Genomic DNA, 15,334 nt, shown 5'->3' with positions numbered 1-15,334 from the left:
GCAAACTAGCCTGCCCAGCCCCCACCCCACACACCAGGGCGCGCCAGCGCGCTTCAGCACTCTCTCGACCGTCTCCATCCTCACCGTTGACGGCGTCTCGTGTTGAGACGCCGTCCCCCCACACATTTCTGATCTCAGCAGCGGCTGTCGAGTGTCGGCGCCGGTGCTGGTGCCGACGTCAGTGGCTGCGGCGCCTGCCGCGCGTGGCCACCAGCAGGCCGCCGCCCACTGCCGCGACCGCTCCTGCTGCGAGGAGCGCGGGTCCGGGGTCGGCCGCTCCGGTGTCCGCGAGCTGGTCGCCGGGCGGGGTGGCAGGCGTGGTGCCGCCGGGGGCCGGGTTGGGGGCCGAGGTGGTCGGCTTGGCGGTCGGCTGCGCGGCCTTGTCGGAGACGTGGACCACCAGCGCCGTGCTGTTGTCGTTGATGTCCTGCTCCGACGGCGCACGGTCGGAGGTGACGCGTGCCTCCCGGCGTTGTTCCTTGCCGAGTGCCGCGGGGAAGACAGTGAAGCGGAAGGTGAAGGTGATCGATCCGCCAGGCGGTACCGATGTCTTGGGGGTACACATCAGGCCGTGGCCCTCGGTGGCGGTGCCGCAGCTCTTGTCCTGTTTCCCGTCGAGCTCCATCTGTGCCGGGTAGTCGGACGGGCCGCTGGTGATGATGTACGGGACGCCGGCCTCCGCGCCGTGGTTGGTGACGACCAGCTTGGTGGTCACCGGTGTGCTGCCGGGCTGCACCGGGGCGGTGGGCCCGGTCCACTTGACGCTCCAGTCGGCGCCCGGCTTGACCAGCACCACCTGCCGGGCGGTGTTGTCCTCCGGATGGCTGTCGACCGCGTCGCCGATGTCGGCCGACGCGGTGATCGTCAGCTCGGTGCCGACCGGCACATCGTCCGCCACCTGGATGGTCGCTCCCGGCGCACCGGGAGTGCAGGCGATCTCTCGCTGGTTCGCCGACGTCGCCTTGCAGTTCCGGTCCGCGTTGGGGACGAGAGTCATGCCTTTCGGCAGGTGCACCAAGGTGCGGTATGTGTCCAACGTGCCTGACTTCAGGTGGCCGAAAACGCCCAGATCGAACTGCCGGCCGGGCGCAACCTGCGGGTTGTAGAACTGCAGACTGACCGTGGCGTCCACCGGGTCGGCAGCCGCCCGCGCCTCGACCGCCGGACCGGCCGCCAGCAACAGCACTGCCAGCCCGCACCCGGCCAGAAATGCTTGTGTACGCCGTCCCATCGGAACTCCCTTGCCCGTTGACCACAGGGCCCACGCGGCCGTGTGTTCACTGCAAGACACCCCATGGCCAAGGAAAGTTGTACGCGACACCTCCTTCCCGTGCCCACCGGGGCCCCACCGTGCAATGGCGCGGAGGCAGCTGCCGATGTGACGTCTTTCGTGGCCGCAGCACAGTAGAGCGTGAGCCATCTGGTCATCAGCAGCAGTCACTCGCACGATGCCCAGAAGGCGCGATGGGAAGGGAATTCTGGCGGACGATCCAGATGGGTGATACAAGCCGACCACCGGGCGCCACAGTTGAGGCTGCGCGCGTTCCCCGATCGGGAGCCGGAAGTCGAGGCATAGCGCACGCCAGGAACAGATGATCTCCGCCAGCACAGCCTCCGTGAAGCACCGTCCAGGGGAGATGGCGAAAGGCCGTGGGTTCACGTTCCCCGAAGGGGGATCGAAGTCGAACTGCATTGATCGGAATGGCTTCCCTCTGTAAGGATGTCGTCCATGACGAACCGACGAAAGGCCGATGGCGCGTAGACCGCCAGGCCAGGTGCGCGCCAAGCTGTCGCGCAGGCTCCGCCCGGAGCATGGCAGGAAGACCGTTTCTGGGGTCTCGGCACGCACACAGAGCGAGATTGCCACGTTCGAGGATTCACACCTGTGGCCGGGGGCCATCGCCGATGCGGTGACGCGATGGATCGGCACCGTTCACGGGCCGGCCCGTGGGCTGACAGATCCTCAGCTCCGTGGCTGCGGAGTTGAGGCGTGCTGCCCCTCTGACCCTCATCCACGGGAGTTGCTGGAGCAGGCGCTGTGCGGACTTCCGCCAGGATCGTCGCGGGAGCTCCGGCGACGCGTGCATCCGCTTGACGAGTTCTACCGTTCCCGCACGATCGTGGACTCCTATGGCGATCCGTCTCAGCCATGGTGGATGCGGAGATGCTGAACCTCGTACAGGGGGATGCCACGTAAGCGCCCCTCCGCCGTCCGGCCGGAGTCCGGATCATGCCAGCGGTGCGGCACCAGGCAGGAGTACTGCGAACGGTATGACGCAGCGCTGTGCGTGGTGTGCGACCGGTGGTGTGAAGGCGTCTGCGATGATCCTCATTGCACGTATTGCCGACGACGGCCCGAACGACCAAGCCTTGCCATGGAACACGTCCCTGCAGAGGCCGTCTTGCGTCGGGCGGCCCGGCTGGCCGCCCGACGATCACTCTGGTCCCGGCCGAGCGGGCCGTGAGGAGGCGGTCGGTCTCCTGGTCCGCAAGGCTCCAGGACAACCTTCTGCCGCAGTGATCAGCGCGTCGGGCCGTTGAAGGTCCCGCCCCGGTCCCTCACGTGAACTGGGCCACCGTGACGAGGGAGTAGCCGCGGGCGCTCAGAGCGGAGAGGACCGTGGGCAGTGCGTCCGCGTCCAGGGTGCTGCCGTCGTCCGGGTTGGAGCCCACGTGCATGAGCACGATCTCGCCGGGCCGCAGGTTGGCCAGCACCCTGTTCACGACGGTGGACACGCTCTGGCCGCCGGAGGTGCCCTTCCAACCGAGCGTGTCGACGGTCCAGTTGATCGATGCGTAACCGAGGGCGTTGACGATGGAGAGGGTCCGCGCGTCGCTGGCGCCGAAGGGGAAGCGGAACATCGGCCGCGGATCGTAGGAGGCGCCGGCTTGGACGGCGACCTGGTTGCGCAGGATCTGATCGCGTACGGCGGCGTCGCTGAGGGTCGTCAGGTCGGGGTGGGAGAAGGAGTGGTTGCCGGTCGGGTAGCGCAGCCGGAGCAGCCGGGTGTCCTGGGGGAAGGCGTTGGTCCACGTCCCGGTCAGGAAGAACGTTGCCGGCGCGCAGGCGTTCTGCAGGGCGTTGAGGATCTTGGGCAGGCCGGCGCCGTTGGCCCCGGCGTCGAAGGTCAGTGCAACCACCTTGGCTCCGGTCGGCAGCACGGTCATGTGCCGTCCCGCGAGCGACGCGGCAAACGGGCGGCCGCCGCGCTCGCGGACGAGGGCGGAGGCGGTGGACAGGCCGATGTCGCAGGCGTTGCCGAAAGCGAACGTCACGTTCGCCACGCCGCTGGTGTTGCTGTTGCGCAGGTACCAGTTGGCGCCGCGCATCACGCCTGGGGTGAACGTGCCGTTGCCGTCCCAGTCACCGGCCACGGGGCGGTCGCCCGCGCTGCCGTAGGTGAGGGTGGTGTTCGCTATACCGCTGGTGTTGCTGTTCCTCAGGTACCAGGTGTCGCCCCGCACCACACCCGGAGTGAACGTGCCGTTGCCGTCCCAGTCACCGGCCACCGGGCGGTCGTCCGCACTGCCGTAGGTGAGCGCGATGTCGGCCACACCGCTGGTGTTGCTGTTCCTCAGGTACCAGGTGTCGCCCCGCACCACGCCCGGAGTGAAGGAGCCGTTGCCGTCCCAATCACCGACGATCGGTATGTCCCCGCGACTGCCATAGGTGAGCGTGATGTCGGCTATGCCGCTGGTGTTGCTGTTGCGCAAGTACCAGGTGTTGCCGGCCACCACGCCCGGTGTCAGAGTGCCGTTGCCGTCCCAGTCACCTGACATCGGCAGGTCCCCGGAAGTGCCGTAGCTGAACGTCGTGGTGGCGGGGTCGCTGCTCAGCGAATCACGCACATACCAGGTGTTGCCCCGCACGATCAGTGGACGGGTCGCGGTCGTAGCAACTGCCGCCTGCGCACTCACCTTCAGTCTGCCGGTCGTCCCCCGCGACGCCGCGCCGGGGTCCATGCCGACCGCTGTGGGTACTGCGAACACCGCTGCCAGCGCAAGAGCTATGACACCCGTGCCAGTCCGCATCCCAATCACCTCTCGGGGAAGCGCCCGGCCGCCCGGAGCCGGGCGCCCAGGCGCTGCTCTCTCGGATCCGACGGGCGCGGCACGTCCGGACCGTAGGAGCGTGGCTTGTCATCCGTACGGGCGGCCGACCGCCGCCTCGGGTTTCGCTCGAACGCCGACCGTGCTCGGGAACAATCACCGGTACTGACTCCGGAATAGCTAGTGCGGCGCTACTGCAGGCGCACTGGACCCAGAAAGATCAAAATTCGCCTACCTTCCCGCCCCTTCCCCGGCGACGCGGTGGTGTCGCCTGGGCCCGGCCGTCGTCCGGGGCGCCGCACCCTGGTCCTCAGCCGGGACGCCCGCTACCGCCGCCCGTCACCTGATTAATGTAGTACCCAAGCTGTCGGGTGGGGGGATTCCCATCACGCCATTACCGAGCAAAAGGCGTCACCACCACCGCCACCGCCACCGAACCGCTTTCGCGTATCAAATGTCAGTTCTCATTCATAGGATCACGGAGCATGTCCGCCGACCGTGCATAGAGCAGCCAGGTCAACGCAATCCGTGACGGCCGCACCGGCGGACAGGGTGGGGGGTGCCCGGTGCGGTGCACACGCCACCGTTCGTCACGGTCGCCGAAGGGGCCTACTCACGCGCACCGCACCGCACGTGCGTCCGTCGCACCGCCCACGCAGGGCCGTCTCAGGCAGTGCTGCCGGCCCAGCTCACCGGGTCCAGGCCCCGTCGTCAACGACCGACTACGCCACCCGCCCGGAACACGCCCCACGCCCCCAGGCCGTCACCGGCTTCTGCGAAGGCGACACCCTCGCCGACGCCATCCTCCTCGACCTCCTCCCACCCGGCGGCGCCACCGACGACACCGCCCTCCTGATCATCCGACTCTGATCACCACACCACCGACCAGGGCCAAGACGACCGAGGTCGAGACCGTCGAACCGGCCGAACCACAGCAGCCGGGGGAAAGTGCCGGCCCCAAACCGAAGACCGTCACCTGAACTGGAAAAAACGACCACGAGCTGCTGCGGGAAGCCGGATACGAACACACCGAACAGCGCAACGACCCGGCAAAGGCCTGTTGATCAACCGTGGAGCCGAGCAGCGGATGCGTCTGCTTGCCGCGTGGGGTCAAGGCGTGCAGCTCACCAACCCCTCCCCGGACGGCCTCACCGAACCCGCAGGAGCAACCAGCGCCCGGCACGCGGGCGTCCAGCTCCAGACGCCTGTTCATGTCCAACTCGAACCGGCCGTAGGTATTCACGTACATCCAGAACAGCCATCGCCGCCGCGCGCACGGCCGGCGGCCTGGGTGGTGACGGTGGGCTGTCGGCCGTCGACGTCGTAGCCGAAGACGTACGTCTTACCGTCCGGGTCAGTGCGGTTGGCCCAGATGCCCAGCACCTGTGTGGCGCCGCGTCGCTTCAGTACCTCTGCCTTCGGGTGCCGGATTTTCGGAGACACGAATCAGCCGGATCGCGCGGGGCGGCCTTGGGGCGGTGAACCGTCGTATGATCGAGAGGGGTTTCGGCAGAACGGAGACCTTGTGGACGGGCCCGGTTCCGATGCGGTGTTCGCAGGCTCGATTCCCGAGTTCTACGACGACCACCTCGTGCCGCTGATCTTTGAGCCTTACGCCGAGGACCTCGCCCGCCGCGTGGCGGATCTTGTTCCGGCCCAGGTTCTGGAGATCGCTGCCGGCACGGGCGTCGTCACGCGCGCGGCGGCACGAGCGCTGCCCGGCTCTGTGGAATTGGTGGCAACCGATCTGAACCAGGCGATGCTCGATCATGCCGAGGCCGTCGGCGCCATGCGACCGGTGCGGTGGCAGCAGGCCGACGCCATGCGGTTGCCCTTCGCGGCCGCGAGCTTCGATGTGGTCTTCTGCCAGTTCGGCGTGATGTTCTTCCCGGACAAGAGCCGCGCATTCGCCGAGGCGCGACGCGTGTTGCGTCCCGGCGGAACCCTATTGTTCAACGTGTGGGATCGCATCGAGGAGAACGAGTTCGCGGACATCGTCACCAACACACTCGCCGGCGTGTATCCGGACTGCCCTCCGCGCTTCCTGGCACGCACACCACACGGACACTCCGATCTGAACGCCATCTCCGCCGACCTGGCACGTGCGGGCTTCACCGCCGCACCGCGCCACGAGACGATCACCGCGCGCAGCCGCGCGGCGTCGGCGCAGGTGCCGGCAACCGCGTACTGCCAGGGGACACCGTTGCGTGCCGAGATCGAGGAGCGCACCGGCGCAGACCTTGCCGAGGCAACTGCGGCGTGCGCCGCGGCGATCGCGAAACGATGCGGCCCGGGCCCGGTCGACGGCAAAATCCAGGCGCACGTCGTCACCATCGGGAACGTGTGACGGTCCTGACCGCTGATCACCGCGTGCGCGAAACGATGGGGTGTATTCCGACCCGGCGTATTCCTTGGGCCAGGTGATCAGCCCGGCGCGGGAACGTCCCAGCGCGTGGTCGTCCGGTGCTGCCCCGGGGCCTCTTGCAGCAGCCCGGGCTGCAACCCATCGGTTCAACGCATGCTCTCCGCGGTATCGCGTAGCTGCTCAATCTGGTCCAATGTCAGGCGGCGGACGTCCCACATGAGGCCAGTCACATCGGCAGCGACCTCGGACGGGGGCGCGGTCCTGTCTGGCGGGTCCACGCCGGTCAGTGCGGCTAGATCGTCCGCGCGGATGCCGAGCACGGTGGCGTAGTCCGCCAGGAGATCGGGTGTCAGTTCCATTAGGCCGTGGCCGACCTGCCCGTACGTTGCCGCAGACCAGTACCGGCCGGTCAGGTGCAGGAATGTCTGTGCCCCCGCCAGCCACCCCAGGTTCCGGTTTGCGAGCAAGCGCATGAGCAAGGCGCCAGGACCCGGCGGGTACTGCAGATGCGCGCGCGGTTCCGGGACCGGCTGGGTACGGTGCTCCTGTGGCAGCCGCTGCGCGAGCCGACGCAAATGGTCTCGTCCATCCCTCGGCGACCGGGCTGCGTGCCGGGCCAGGCGCGCCACCTCCATTCCGGCCCGAGGGTCCAGGGGCGTCATCTCCAACGGCAAAGCCACCGCGGCAAAGACACATAGGTCCTCGGCCGCCAACTGGAAGACAGGGGACAGCCGTCGCAGCAACGGCAGGCCAGGTGCCGCACCCTCCAACACCGCCCGTAGCTCAGCCTCAGGGACGGCGGACAAGCGGGACAGGTCAGCAACGGGCAGCCCACGGTTCTCCGCCAACCGACTCAACAGCACATCGAATCCTGGGAATCCCGTCACCTGGGTCAGCATAGGTCTCCCGTACGGCGGACCTATCTGATCGGCAGGAGGCGCAGGTGTCCTCGCAGCACAACCCCAGCGACAGGCAGCACGTTGCACAACTCGGCGTGCGGCAGTCCGAGCCGGCGTGGTGACGTAGGGGAACCTACCGTCGAAAGCGATTCGCACCATTCAACCGGACGACGTCAGCCTCGGCTCGGGAAGCGGCGCGCGTCAACACCTTCTCCCAGGCGGCTAGAAGAGGCGGGCGCACAGGCGTTGTGCGAGGTTCTCGAGAATCTCACAGAGCCTGGCTTTGTCCACGGGATCGGGCTCTGGCTCACTTCGTGTGGCCGCGTCCACAGGGTGACTGTTGATCTTCGCCAAATGGTGCCTTTCAGTGGTCGCAGGTGGTCAGTGCGCGCATGGCTGCCTGGCCGCGTATGAAGCCGGCTCCCTTCATCGGGCTCCTTGGAATCGATCATCTAGGCTGGCGTGGTGACTGATGAGCAGGAGCGGGTGCAGCCGTCGGGAGTGTGGGCCACGGCGGTGGGGGTGGCCAGGGTCCGGGCGCTGGAGACCGAGCGGGAGAACGCTCTGTTCCGCGACCCACTGGCACAGGCCTTCGCCAGCGCCGGCGCCTTGTGGCCCTCCTCGCCGCCGCTGTCCGATGACGAGGCCGCGCGACGCCGCCGACTGGCCGTGTCGTTCTCCATCGTCATCAGGACGAAGTTCCTCGACGACCTGTTGCAGCAAGCCTCCGCGTCCGGCGTCCGGCAGGTCGTGCTGCTCGGCGCCGGCATGGACAGCCGAGCCTTCCGGATGGACTGGCCCGAGGGCACCCGGCTGTTCGAGGTCGACACCGCCGCACCACTGGACTTCAAGGCCTCGGTGCTGCGCCAGGAGCGGGCCGTCGCACGCTGCGAACGGATCACCGTCGCGGTGGATCTACGTGAGGACTGGCCAGGCGCGCTGGCCGCCGCAGGGCACGAACCGGCCGTGCCGACCGCGTGGATCGCCGAAGGGCTGCTGATCTATCTGCCCGAGGATGCCGTGGAGCTACTGCTGGCCCGGATCAGCACGCAGTCGGCGGCCGGCAGTCGGATGGGGCTGACCTTGGGCTCGCGCGGCGTGATCGAGCGCTTCGGCGCGGACGCCGCGCCGGGATCGGCGGCGTCCATGTGGGTCTCGGAGATGCCCGACGACCCGGTGGGCTGGCTGGCCGCGCACGGCTGGGAGGCCGACAGCCACACCCTGCGCGAGCGCGCTGCCGCCTACGGCCGCCCGATCAGTACCCCGCCGCAGCGCGAGGAGCGGCCCGGCGGACTGATCTCAGCGGTCCGCCGGTAGAGCGCCTCCCGGTTCCCTGGATGAATCGATTCCAAGGGGGGCCTGACGAGTGGGGTCCCGGCCAGGAACCAGCGACATCACGCTGGCGTGCGTTGCCGGGCACCGCGCGGCCGGGGCGCGGCGCCCGTGAAAGAGCCGGTAGCGCCTCCGCGGTTGCCATGCCAACGGCTGGTTCAGAAACCCACCGCACTCGAGCAGCGAAGAGGGACGGCCTTCACCAACGGCAGCTGCCAACTCCCCCTGCCGGGGCCCTCCCGGGGACTTCCCGACGCCCAGGAAGGGCGGCCCGTCGAGGAGTCCAGCCGAGGCTTGTTCATCGTCGCCGCCTCCTCCCGTGCCTGGGGGCACCGGCCGGTGTAGCGCGAGTCGCTCCACGGCACCGCGGTGTGGGCTCGTATCGAAGAGGCCTCACAGGTGCCTACGGAGCCAGTGCTGGGCTGGTCGTCTGGCCGTCTGGGGTCTGCCGGCACTTCCTTGAACCGACGGGAGGGCGGCACGGTACGCTGCGCTGTGTGACGAGCGCCGGTACAGGTAGGGCCCGAGCGAACCGGCGGTGGGGAGACCTGTGCGGCTTCTTCGGGGTTTTCTTCGTGCTGTGGGGGCTGTCCTGGGTCCATGCCAATGTGATCAACGGCAAGTTGGCGAATCACTGCGACGACCTTCACGCGGCCAGTTTCCCCTTCGAGAACTCATGCACGCGTGAGGACGGCACCGTGGAGGGCGCGAACAGCGTGATCTTCGAAGGGATCTTCTTCGTGTCGCTGGCTGCCGCAGTGGTTTCCGTGGGGGCTGTGGTCATGGCCGAGACCGGCCGGCGGAAGTAGTTCATCGCCGCACGGCGTAGCACGGCGTACGACTGGTGTTCCGCGAGAAACCGTGGCATGCCCCCGGCACCCGCCGGGTGGGGCATCCGGGCGCGGACTTGGGCCGGTTGTGGGTGCCGGAGCGGGCGACATCAGCGAAGAACGACGACAGCCGTGATCCCATGCTTCCACCGGCCCAACCTGTCCAGCTCGAGGAGGACCAGCACATCTTTGGCGGCGAATTCACGCCCCGGCTCGGTGAACGGACAGGTCGCGACGAACACCGGGACGTCCGCGCCGTGCTCCTGAGGGGCGGTGCCGTTGAACGTCTGGATGTGCTGCGCATACCGGCGTCGCGGCAACCCCTTCACACCTCATCGCGGCCGAGTTCAGGAGCCTTCGATCGGCCCGGCCCGATCCCATCCTGGCGCCCGCACGTCGATCGTGAGTCGTCCCGACCCGGCCTCCTCACCGCAGGTCCGGCACGTCGACGTGAGATCGAGGTCGTGCTCGGCGTCGTGCTCGGAGCCGGGGCCGCTGCGATGCCGGAAGGCGACCGGTGGTGTGTCCACCGCCCAGCGATCGCCCCAGGCCAACAGCGCGTGCATCACCGGTGCGAGATCGCGGCCGGCTTCCGTGAGGTGGTATTCGAAGCGCAAGGGGCGCTCGCTGTAGGCGCGGCGCTCGACCACGCCCGCCTCTGCCAGTGCGCGCAGTCTGGCGGCGAGGCGGTCGCGGGGGGCGCCGGTGTTGCGGACGATCTGGTCGAAGCGCCGGTTGCCGTAGAAGATCTCGCGGATCGCCAGGAGGGCCCAGCGTTCGCCGACGAGTTGTAGCGCGGCGGCCGCGGAGCACGGCCGGCCGGGCACCTCGGGGTGCGGAACCGAACTCTCGCCCTGCTTTGTGTCGGCGGTCATGTCCCCATCCTCTCCTGCGTCCGTTGCGTTTTCAAACCTACACGGCTAGCCTCCGATCCATGATAGTTGGACTTTCAAACCCACTAAGGGCGTCCCGAGCCGTGTTCGCGACGGTCGCGGCCGCGGTCTTCATGTCGAACCTCGACCTCTTCATTGTCAACGTGGCCCTCCCGGCGATCGGCCGCTCGTTCGACGGCAACGGCCTCGGCTCCCTCTCCTGGGTCCTCAACGGCTACGCGATCGTCTTCGCGGCGCTCCTCGTGGTCGCCGGCCGCGTCGCCGACCGCTCCGGCCACAAGCCGGTCTTCCTGACCGGCTTGGCGGTGTTCACCCTCGCCTCGGTCGGCTGCGCACTCGCTCCCAACGTCGGGACGCTGGTCGCGACACGGCTCGTGCAGGCCGCCGGCGCTGCGCTGCTGATGCCGACGTCACTCGCGCTGCTGCTCGACACGACGGCGCCCGAGAAGCGCGCCGGGGCGGTGCGGGCCTGGGCGTCGATCGGCGGGATCGCCGCCGGACTCGGACCGGTGGCCGGCGGGCTGCTGGTCGAGGCCGGCTGGCGCTGGGTGTTCATCGTCAACGTGCCAGTGGGGATCGCGGCGTTCGCGCTCGGCGTCAAGGTGCTGCCGTCGCCCGCACGCGCCGGGGCGAAGAAGAGTCCGCTGCCGGACCTGTTCGGCGCCGCCCTTCTCACAGGATCGATCGCAACGCTCGCGCTCGGCCTGGTCAAGGCGCCCGACTGGGGTTGGACGAGCGCCGGCACCCTCGGCAGCCTGGCTGCCGCGGTACTGCTCGGCGTTTGCTTCGTCCTGCGCTCGGCCCGCCATCCCGTGCCGATCGTCGAGCTGCCGCTGCTCCGGGTTCCGGCGTTCGCATCCGCCGCGGCCGCCCTGACACTGTTCAGCGTCGCGTTCGCCGGAATGCTGCTCGGCGCGGTGCTGTGGTGCCAGGGTGTGTGGGGCTACTCGGCTCTGGCAACCGGCTTCGCCATCGCTCCGGGTCCCTTGCTGGTCCCACCGGTCGCGTTGCGGATCGGGCCCGCCGTCGCCAGATTCGGTGCGGGCCGCATCGCGCTGGCGGGAAGTGTCCTGTTCGCGGCCGGCATCCTGTGGTGGGCCGCGACGCTCGACACCGGCTCGGCCTACGCGGCCTCGCTCCTGCCCGGCATGATGCTGACCGGCCTCGGCGTCGGCATGACCATCCCGGTCCTGACCGGAGCGTCGGCGGCCGCCCTGCCGCCGGCCCGCTTCGCCACCGGCTCGGCCATCACCTCGATGGGCCGCCAGATCGGCGCGGTCCTCGGCGTCGCGATCCTGATCGGCATTCTCGGCACCCCGGCCCCCGGACACGCTGTCGCCGCGTTCCAGCACGGCTGGTACGCGATCGCCGCGGCGTCCCTGCTCGCCGCGTGCGCGACGCTCCCGCTCGTCCGCAAGCCGCGACCGGCCGCCGCCCAGGCGGCCGATGTCGCAGAGGCCGCGAAAGCCACGAAGGCCGGCGCCGCCTGAGGAGCAAGTCCCGTCCGTCGATGGACGGACGGGACTCGCACTCGCCCGAAGGCCGCCAATGGGGTCCCGAAAGGGGCCGCCGCTGGTAGGCGGTGTGGCGGCAGGGGCGTAGCAGGTGGAGTCGCGCGAGGTGGCCCGGCTCCGCCCGGATCGCCCCGGTTGGCTCCCGACCCTGCTCGACTTGGTCCATGGCGTGGAAAACCGATCCGTTATGGCGGCCGGATGTCCAGGTGGCGTTCAACCGAACTGGGCAGGACGGACGCGCTGGCGCGGTTGTGCAGAACCGGACGACAGAGCTTTACGCGGCCGGGCCCGGGCCATCAGATCTGGGTCGGTGCGCTTCCGCTGGGTGGGGCAGCGACATGGGTGGCCCGGGCCCGCCGCAGCGCTCCCCTCAGCCTGACCAGCGCGGCGGCGGTTCCAGCGCCAACGGGAACGACCGGCCAGTACGCGATGCCGTTCCCGAAGGCCGCGCACACGATGAGCACGAAGATCGCCACCACTCCGACGAGGAACCCGGACCCGCAGGGCCCCAGCCGCTGCTGCCGCTCCAACCGCACCCGGCCGCCGAGGCCGGCCAGGTACGCGGCCGCGGCCGTGGAGAGGGCGATCAGATACCCCATGATCAACGGATACAGCACGACCAGCGCGATGTCCCATCCCCCTGGATGCCAGCCGGGCCACACGTCACATCCGTCGATCTCCACGACCCGCCCGTGCCACAGGCCCGCCTCGACCCGCTGTCCCTTGTGGAGGTCGTTCACGGAATCGTCCGGGACGCCGTCCACCGCCTTCGTTTCGTCACCGACCCGCAGCTCGATCGTGTATTTGGTGGTGAAGGTCCAGTCGCGACTGCCGCCGTCCTGCCCTCCGCCGTTTCTCCCCCTCGTCGTATGGGACGTCAACTTCGTGATGGTGGCCTCGGCCGTGTGCAGCGTTCCGTTCGACCGTGCGTGCGCGACGCCCGTCTCCTCGTAGGTGCGCATGGCGAGCAGCAGGATCAGGGCAGCCATGACCAAACGGAACACCCAGCGCAGCACATGGCCTCGCACTGTCCTGGGCCGCCTCGTGCCCGGTCTCGTTTGCGACGTCGTGTCCCCGGTCTGCTCCTGCGTCATCGGCCCCCCTCGCCTTCCGGTCGGGGACGGACGAAAGCCGCCCCACCGGATCACACGCCGCACCGCCGGCCATGCTTGCGGTCGACCACCCGGCCGTGACCGCGTCACGGATGGTGGATGTCCCCGCCCCGTCGACCCGGTGGGTGAGGGGTTCGGGGTCGACCGGTCTGCGTCGCACTGAGCGGAATCCCGCGACGGGAGCAGCCGGTACGCGCCGATCCGCGCCGAACCGAACCGCACGTCCGGGTCCCGGCGGTGACCAAGTCCCCTGTCCTCCGCGGCAGTTCCCCGGATCTCGCCAGACCCCGCGAATCGGCCTGGGTACCAACGAATGGAAAGCTTCGGAGTGACGAAACGCCGGGTGTGATCGTCAGGCGGGGCATCGTTGGTCCCACGGGCCTTACCGCGTGTTCAATGGACCTGGGCAGCGGCGGCGGCCATAAAGGCGTTGAGGGCATCCTGCAGCTCTTGTTCGCGTTCGGCGAGCTCGGTTCTCGTCGAGGCTCCACGTATCGGGCCCACTGCGTCGAATGCCGAAGTGGCCAGGGCGACGAGCGTGGCGTCTTCGGCGAGGAGTCGGACTCGGAATTGAGCGTTCTCTGTGGCAGCGCCCAGTCGGTCACACTCGGTGAAGGCATCTCGCGCTGCAGGGCTGTCGGAATCTGTCTGCCGATGAAACCAAAGGGCGACGGTCCCTTGCTTAAGTGCGGTCACAGTTCCCGCATAGGCGCTGTACGCCACCAGACGTTCCTGGCGCAGTTGCACGGAGCGGGCGAAATCCTCCGCGCGCGCAGTGGAACGGCGCTGGTAGTCAAAGGTGATGATTGACCCCAACAGCGTTCCAGCGACAGCGATCAAGCTGGCCAGCACAACCTCCATGTCCCCATCTCACCACGCGGCGCGCCCCCACACAGCCCCAGACCGGAACACCGCCCGCTCCGCAGAGAATTCGACGACTTGAGCACGGAATCATCAGCGTTTTCAGAGCCACGAAGGAGCAGGTTGGCGCAGTTGGGTTCTTGCCGATTCAGCCCGCTGCGTCTGGTGCTGTGCATCGCCAGGTTGGCTTCGTAGGTGATGGTTGACGCCACTTGTAGGCCAGTTCTGACTCCACCCAGTGCCTGGGAGGGAACCCACCTGCTCAGCTGCGACGTGACCTGTCCGCATGGAGGGCCCGGCGGAGCGCCTTCAACGGGTACGGCGTCTCCCTGTCTTCGTACTGGATCGCGCCGTAGAATTCCGTCATCACTGCGGCGACCGGTGCATGGCGGGAGAGGATCGCCCTGGCCTCTGGCGGTCCGTCCAGCGGGTCCTCGCCTTCCGCACATGCGCGGATGAGTGCCTCGCGTTCTTTGCGCTCGTATCCGTATAGAGCCGTGATCAGCCAGTTCACCAGCCAGCTGCGCGTGTAGCAGCGATCGTAGGTCCTGTGCCGTTCGAAGAAGCTGGTCTCGGACGGCGACAGATCGAATTGGGAGGATAGGGCGAGACCATAGTCGGCGAAGTAAAGGCGTCGGCCGTCGGTCAGGATGTTCTGGAAATGGGCGTCGAAGTGCAGGAGCCCGCGAGCGTTCATGAAGGACGTGCCGGCCTCCAGCTCGCCCTCCACCAGGGAGCAAGCCCGGTCGGCGGACTCTTCACCAGCCTGTACCTGCTCGGTGAGCCACTCGTGGAGCGTCTGAGGGATGTACTCCAGGAAGAGCACGAGGCTCGCAGAGGACTGTTGAAGAGCCTCGATACGACGGCGTACCTCGGGCCTGCCTCCCCAATAGGCCACCGCCCGCTCCACGTCCGCGAGTTCTTCGGGAAGCGCGGCCGTGTCCGGCAGCATGCGCCAGTGGTACATCATCGGGAACCCTTGGCACTGCCCTCCGAGTACCCAGTTCGTTGTCGTGGTGTGAACGGCGAGCTCCCGCCACGCGCCGAAACCAGGCCCACCGACGCCGTACTGGCAGTAGGTGGGAAGCCCGAACAGGTTGGCCGTGGATCGTACATGCTCCGGCAGCCGCTCCATATCTGTGAGCGGCACCCGCTTCACGAAGACCGGCTTCCCGTCAACCTCAAGCAGCGCAGACTTCCCGCCGGTGCCGGAGCCGAGCGGCACGGCGGCGTCCACGAGCTCGCCCAGTCGGCGATCACTTCGCAGGGCGAGTGAGGTAGAGACTGCGCTGTAGGCGGCCAAGCGCGCGTCATCTGACATATCGGGATGCTCGACCGCTACCTGCATCGGAATGCCGACCTCGTTTCCACCATGCACGCGAGTGCCCACCAGCTGCTGCCTCTGCACTGTAGATGGAGATCGATGAAGCGATCAGCGGAGTCGACGGACTGGGCAGGTTGCAGGGCAGCCCCACCAA

At 68.4% G+C, this 15,334-nt stretch carries 14 protein-coding genes and 1 pseudogene; 5 read left to right on the top strand and 10 right to left on the bottom strand.

The window, feature by feature from the left end; genetic code table 11:
- Positions 1-178: 178 nt before the first annotated feature.
- Both G3I60_RS04380 and G3I60_RS46695 read right to left on the bottom strand, forming a co-directional pair.
- The gene (locus tag G3I60_RS04380) at positions 179-1,231 is read right to left on the bottom strand and encodes a hypothetical protein (RefSeq protein ID WP_164292151.1); all 1,053 of its coding nucleotides are present in this window, start codon (positions 1,229-1,231) and stop codon (positions 179-181) included.
- A gap of 1,328 nt (positions 1,232-2,559) precedes the next feature.
- Positions 2,560-3,990, bottom strand: coding sequence for a polysaccharide deacetylase family protein (locus G3I60_RS46695; RefSeq protein WP_164292152.1), 1,431 nt, complete (start codon positions 3,988-3,990; stop codon positions 2,560-2,562).
- Between the two features lie 792 nt (positions 3,991-4,782).
- Here G3I60_RS46695 and G3I60_RS04370 point away from each other — a divergent pair.
- Positions 4,783-4,920 (top strand): annotated as a pseudogene (locus G3I60_RS04370) (protein phosphatase); the annotation flags it as partial.
- On the opposite strand, the gene G3I60_RS04365 reads toward G3I60_RS04370, so the two are convergent.
- Complete coding sequence (locus G3I60_RS04365) at positions 4,907-5,299, bottom strand: hypothetical protein (protein ID WP_164292153.1); 393 nt, start codon at positions 5,297-5,299, stop codon at positions 4,907-4,909. The pseudogene G3I60_RS04370 and the gene G3I60_RS04365 overlap by 14 nt on opposite strands.
- Positions 5,290-5,493 (bottom strand): hypothetical protein, encoded by a 204-nt coding sequence (locus G3I60_RS04360; RefSeq protein WP_164292154.1) that lies wholly within the window; start codon positions 5,491-5,493, stop codon positions 5,290-5,292. The genes G3I60_RS04365 and G3I60_RS04360 overlap by 10 nt, the downstream gene beginning before the upstream one ends.
- Before the next feature lie 82 nt (positions 5,494-5,575).
- Between G3I60_RS04360 and G3I60_RS04355 the strand changes: the two genes are divergently transcribed.
- Complete coding sequence (locus G3I60_RS04355; protein WP_164292155.1) at positions 5,576-6,397, top strand: class I SAM-dependent methyltransferase; 822 nt, start codon at positions 5,576-5,578, stop codon at positions 6,395-6,397.
- Between the two features lie 164 nt (positions 6,398-6,561).
- On the opposite strand, the gene G3I60_RS04350 is transcribed toward G3I60_RS04355, so the two are convergent.
- The gene (locus G3I60_RS04350; RefSeq protein ID WP_203671969.1) at positions 6,562-7,314 is read right to left on the bottom strand and encodes a hypothetical protein; all 753 of its coding nucleotides are present in this window, start codon (positions 7,312-7,314) and stop codon (positions 6,562-6,564) included.
- A 465-nt stretch (positions 7,315-7,779) separates the two neighbouring features.
- Between G3I60_RS04350 and G3I60_RS04345 the strand changes: the two genes are divergently transcribed.
- Together G3I60_RS04345 and G3I60_RS04340 are read left to right on the top strand one after the other, a co-directional pair.
- Positions 7,780-8,631, top strand: a complete 852-nt coding sequence (locus tag G3I60_RS04345) for a class I SAM-dependent methyltransferase (protein WP_343240740.1) — start codon at positions 7,780-7,782, stop codon at positions 8,629-8,631.
- A gap of 512 nt (positions 8,632-9,143) precedes the next feature.
- On the top strand, positions 9,144-9,455 hold the full coding sequence (locus tag G3I60_RS04340) for a hypothetical protein (protein WP_164292156.1): 312 nt from the start codon (positions 9,144-9,146) through the stop codon (positions 9,453-9,455).
- A gap of 131 nt (positions 9,456-9,586) precedes the next feature.
- Here G3I60_RS04340 and G3I60_RS04335 read toward each other — a convergent pair whose 3' ends face one another.
- Positions 9,587-9,805: a restriction endonuclease gene (locus G3I60_RS04335; protein WP_164292157.1), complete on the bottom strand. Its 219-nt coding sequence runs from the start codon at positions 9,803-9,805 to the stop codon at positions 9,587-9,589.
- 18 nt (positions 9,806-9,823) lie between these two features.
- A complete protein-coding gene (locus tag G3I60_RS04330) occupies positions 9,824-10,351 on the bottom strand; it encodes a helix-turn-helix domain-containing protein (protein ID WP_164292158.1) in 528 nt (175 codons plus the stop codon).
- A 101-nt stretch (positions 10,352-10,452) separates the two neighbouring features.
- Here G3I60_RS04330 and G3I60_RS04325 point away from each other — a divergent pair, with 101 nt between their 5' ends.
- A complete protein-coding gene (locus G3I60_RS04325) occupies positions 10,453-11,859 on the top strand; it encodes an MFS transporter (RefSeq protein WP_343240741.1) in 1,407 nt (468 codons plus the stop codon).
- A 320-nt stretch (positions 11,860-12,179) separates the two neighbouring features.
- Here G3I60_RS04325 and G3I60_RS04320 read toward each other — a convergent pair whose 3' ends face one another.
- From G3I60_RS04320 to G3I60_RS04310, 3 genes are all read right to left on the bottom strand, one after another.
- Complete coding sequence (locus tag G3I60_RS04320; RefSeq protein WP_164292160.1) at positions 12,180-12,872, bottom strand: hypothetical protein; 693 nt, start codon at positions 12,870-12,872, stop codon at positions 12,180-12,182.
- 516 nt (positions 12,873-13,388) lie between these two features.
- Positions 13,389-13,856, bottom strand: coding sequence for a hypothetical protein (locus tag G3I60_RS04315; RefSeq protein WP_164292161.1), 468 nt, complete (start codon positions 13,854-13,856; stop codon positions 13,389-13,391).
- Positions 13,857-14,118: 262 nt separating this feature from the next.
- Complete coding sequence (locus tag G3I60_RS04310) at positions 14,119-15,177, bottom strand: serine/threonine protein kinase (RefSeq protein WP_164292823.1); 1,059 nt, start codon at positions 15,175-15,177, stop codon at positions 14,119-14,121.
- Positions 15,178-15,334: the final 157 nt, after the last annotated feature.

It is taken from the genome of Streptomyces sp. SID13666 (genome assembly GCF_010548325.1).
GTDB classification, from domain to species: domain Bacteria; phylum Actinomycetota; class Actinomycetes; order Streptomycetales; family Streptomycetaceae; genus Actinacidiphila; species Actinacidiphila fildesensis.
Note: the sequence above shows the minus strand (reverse complement) of the source record. Positions and strands in the feature narration are given on the sequence as shown.

Excerpts from the sequence above, each read along its gene's own strand:
- G3I60_RS04380 (WP_164292151.1), bottom strand. The coding sequence starts at position 1,231 with ATGGGACGGCGTACACAAGCATTTCTGGCCGGGTGCGGGCTGGCAGTG.
- G3I60_RS04365 (WP_164292153.1), bottom strand. The coding sequence starts at position 5,299 with ATGTACGTGAATACCTACGGCCGGTTCGAGTTGGACATGAACAGGCGT.
- G3I60_RS04350 (WP_203671969.1), bottom strand. The coding sequence starts at position 7,314 with ATGCTGACCCAGGTGACGGGATTCCCAGGATTCGATGTGCTGTTGAGT.
- G3I60_RS04330 (WP_164292158.1), bottom strand. The coding sequence starts at position 10,351 with ATGACCGCCGACACAAAGCAGGGCGAGAGTTCGGTTCCGCACCCCGAG.
- G3I60_RS04320 (WP_164292160.1), bottom strand. The coding sequence starts at position 12,872 with ATGGCTGCCCTGATCCTGCTGCTCGCCATGCGCACCTACGAGGAGACG.
- G3I60_RS04315 (WP_164292161.1), bottom strand. The coding sequence starts at position 13,856 with ATGGAGGTTGTGCTGGCCAGCTTGATCGCTGTCGCTGGAACGCTGTTG.
- G3I60_RS04310 (WP_164292823.1), bottom strand. The coding sequence starts at position 15,177 with ATGTCAGATGACGCGCGCTTGGCCGCCTACAGCGCAGTCTCTACCTCA.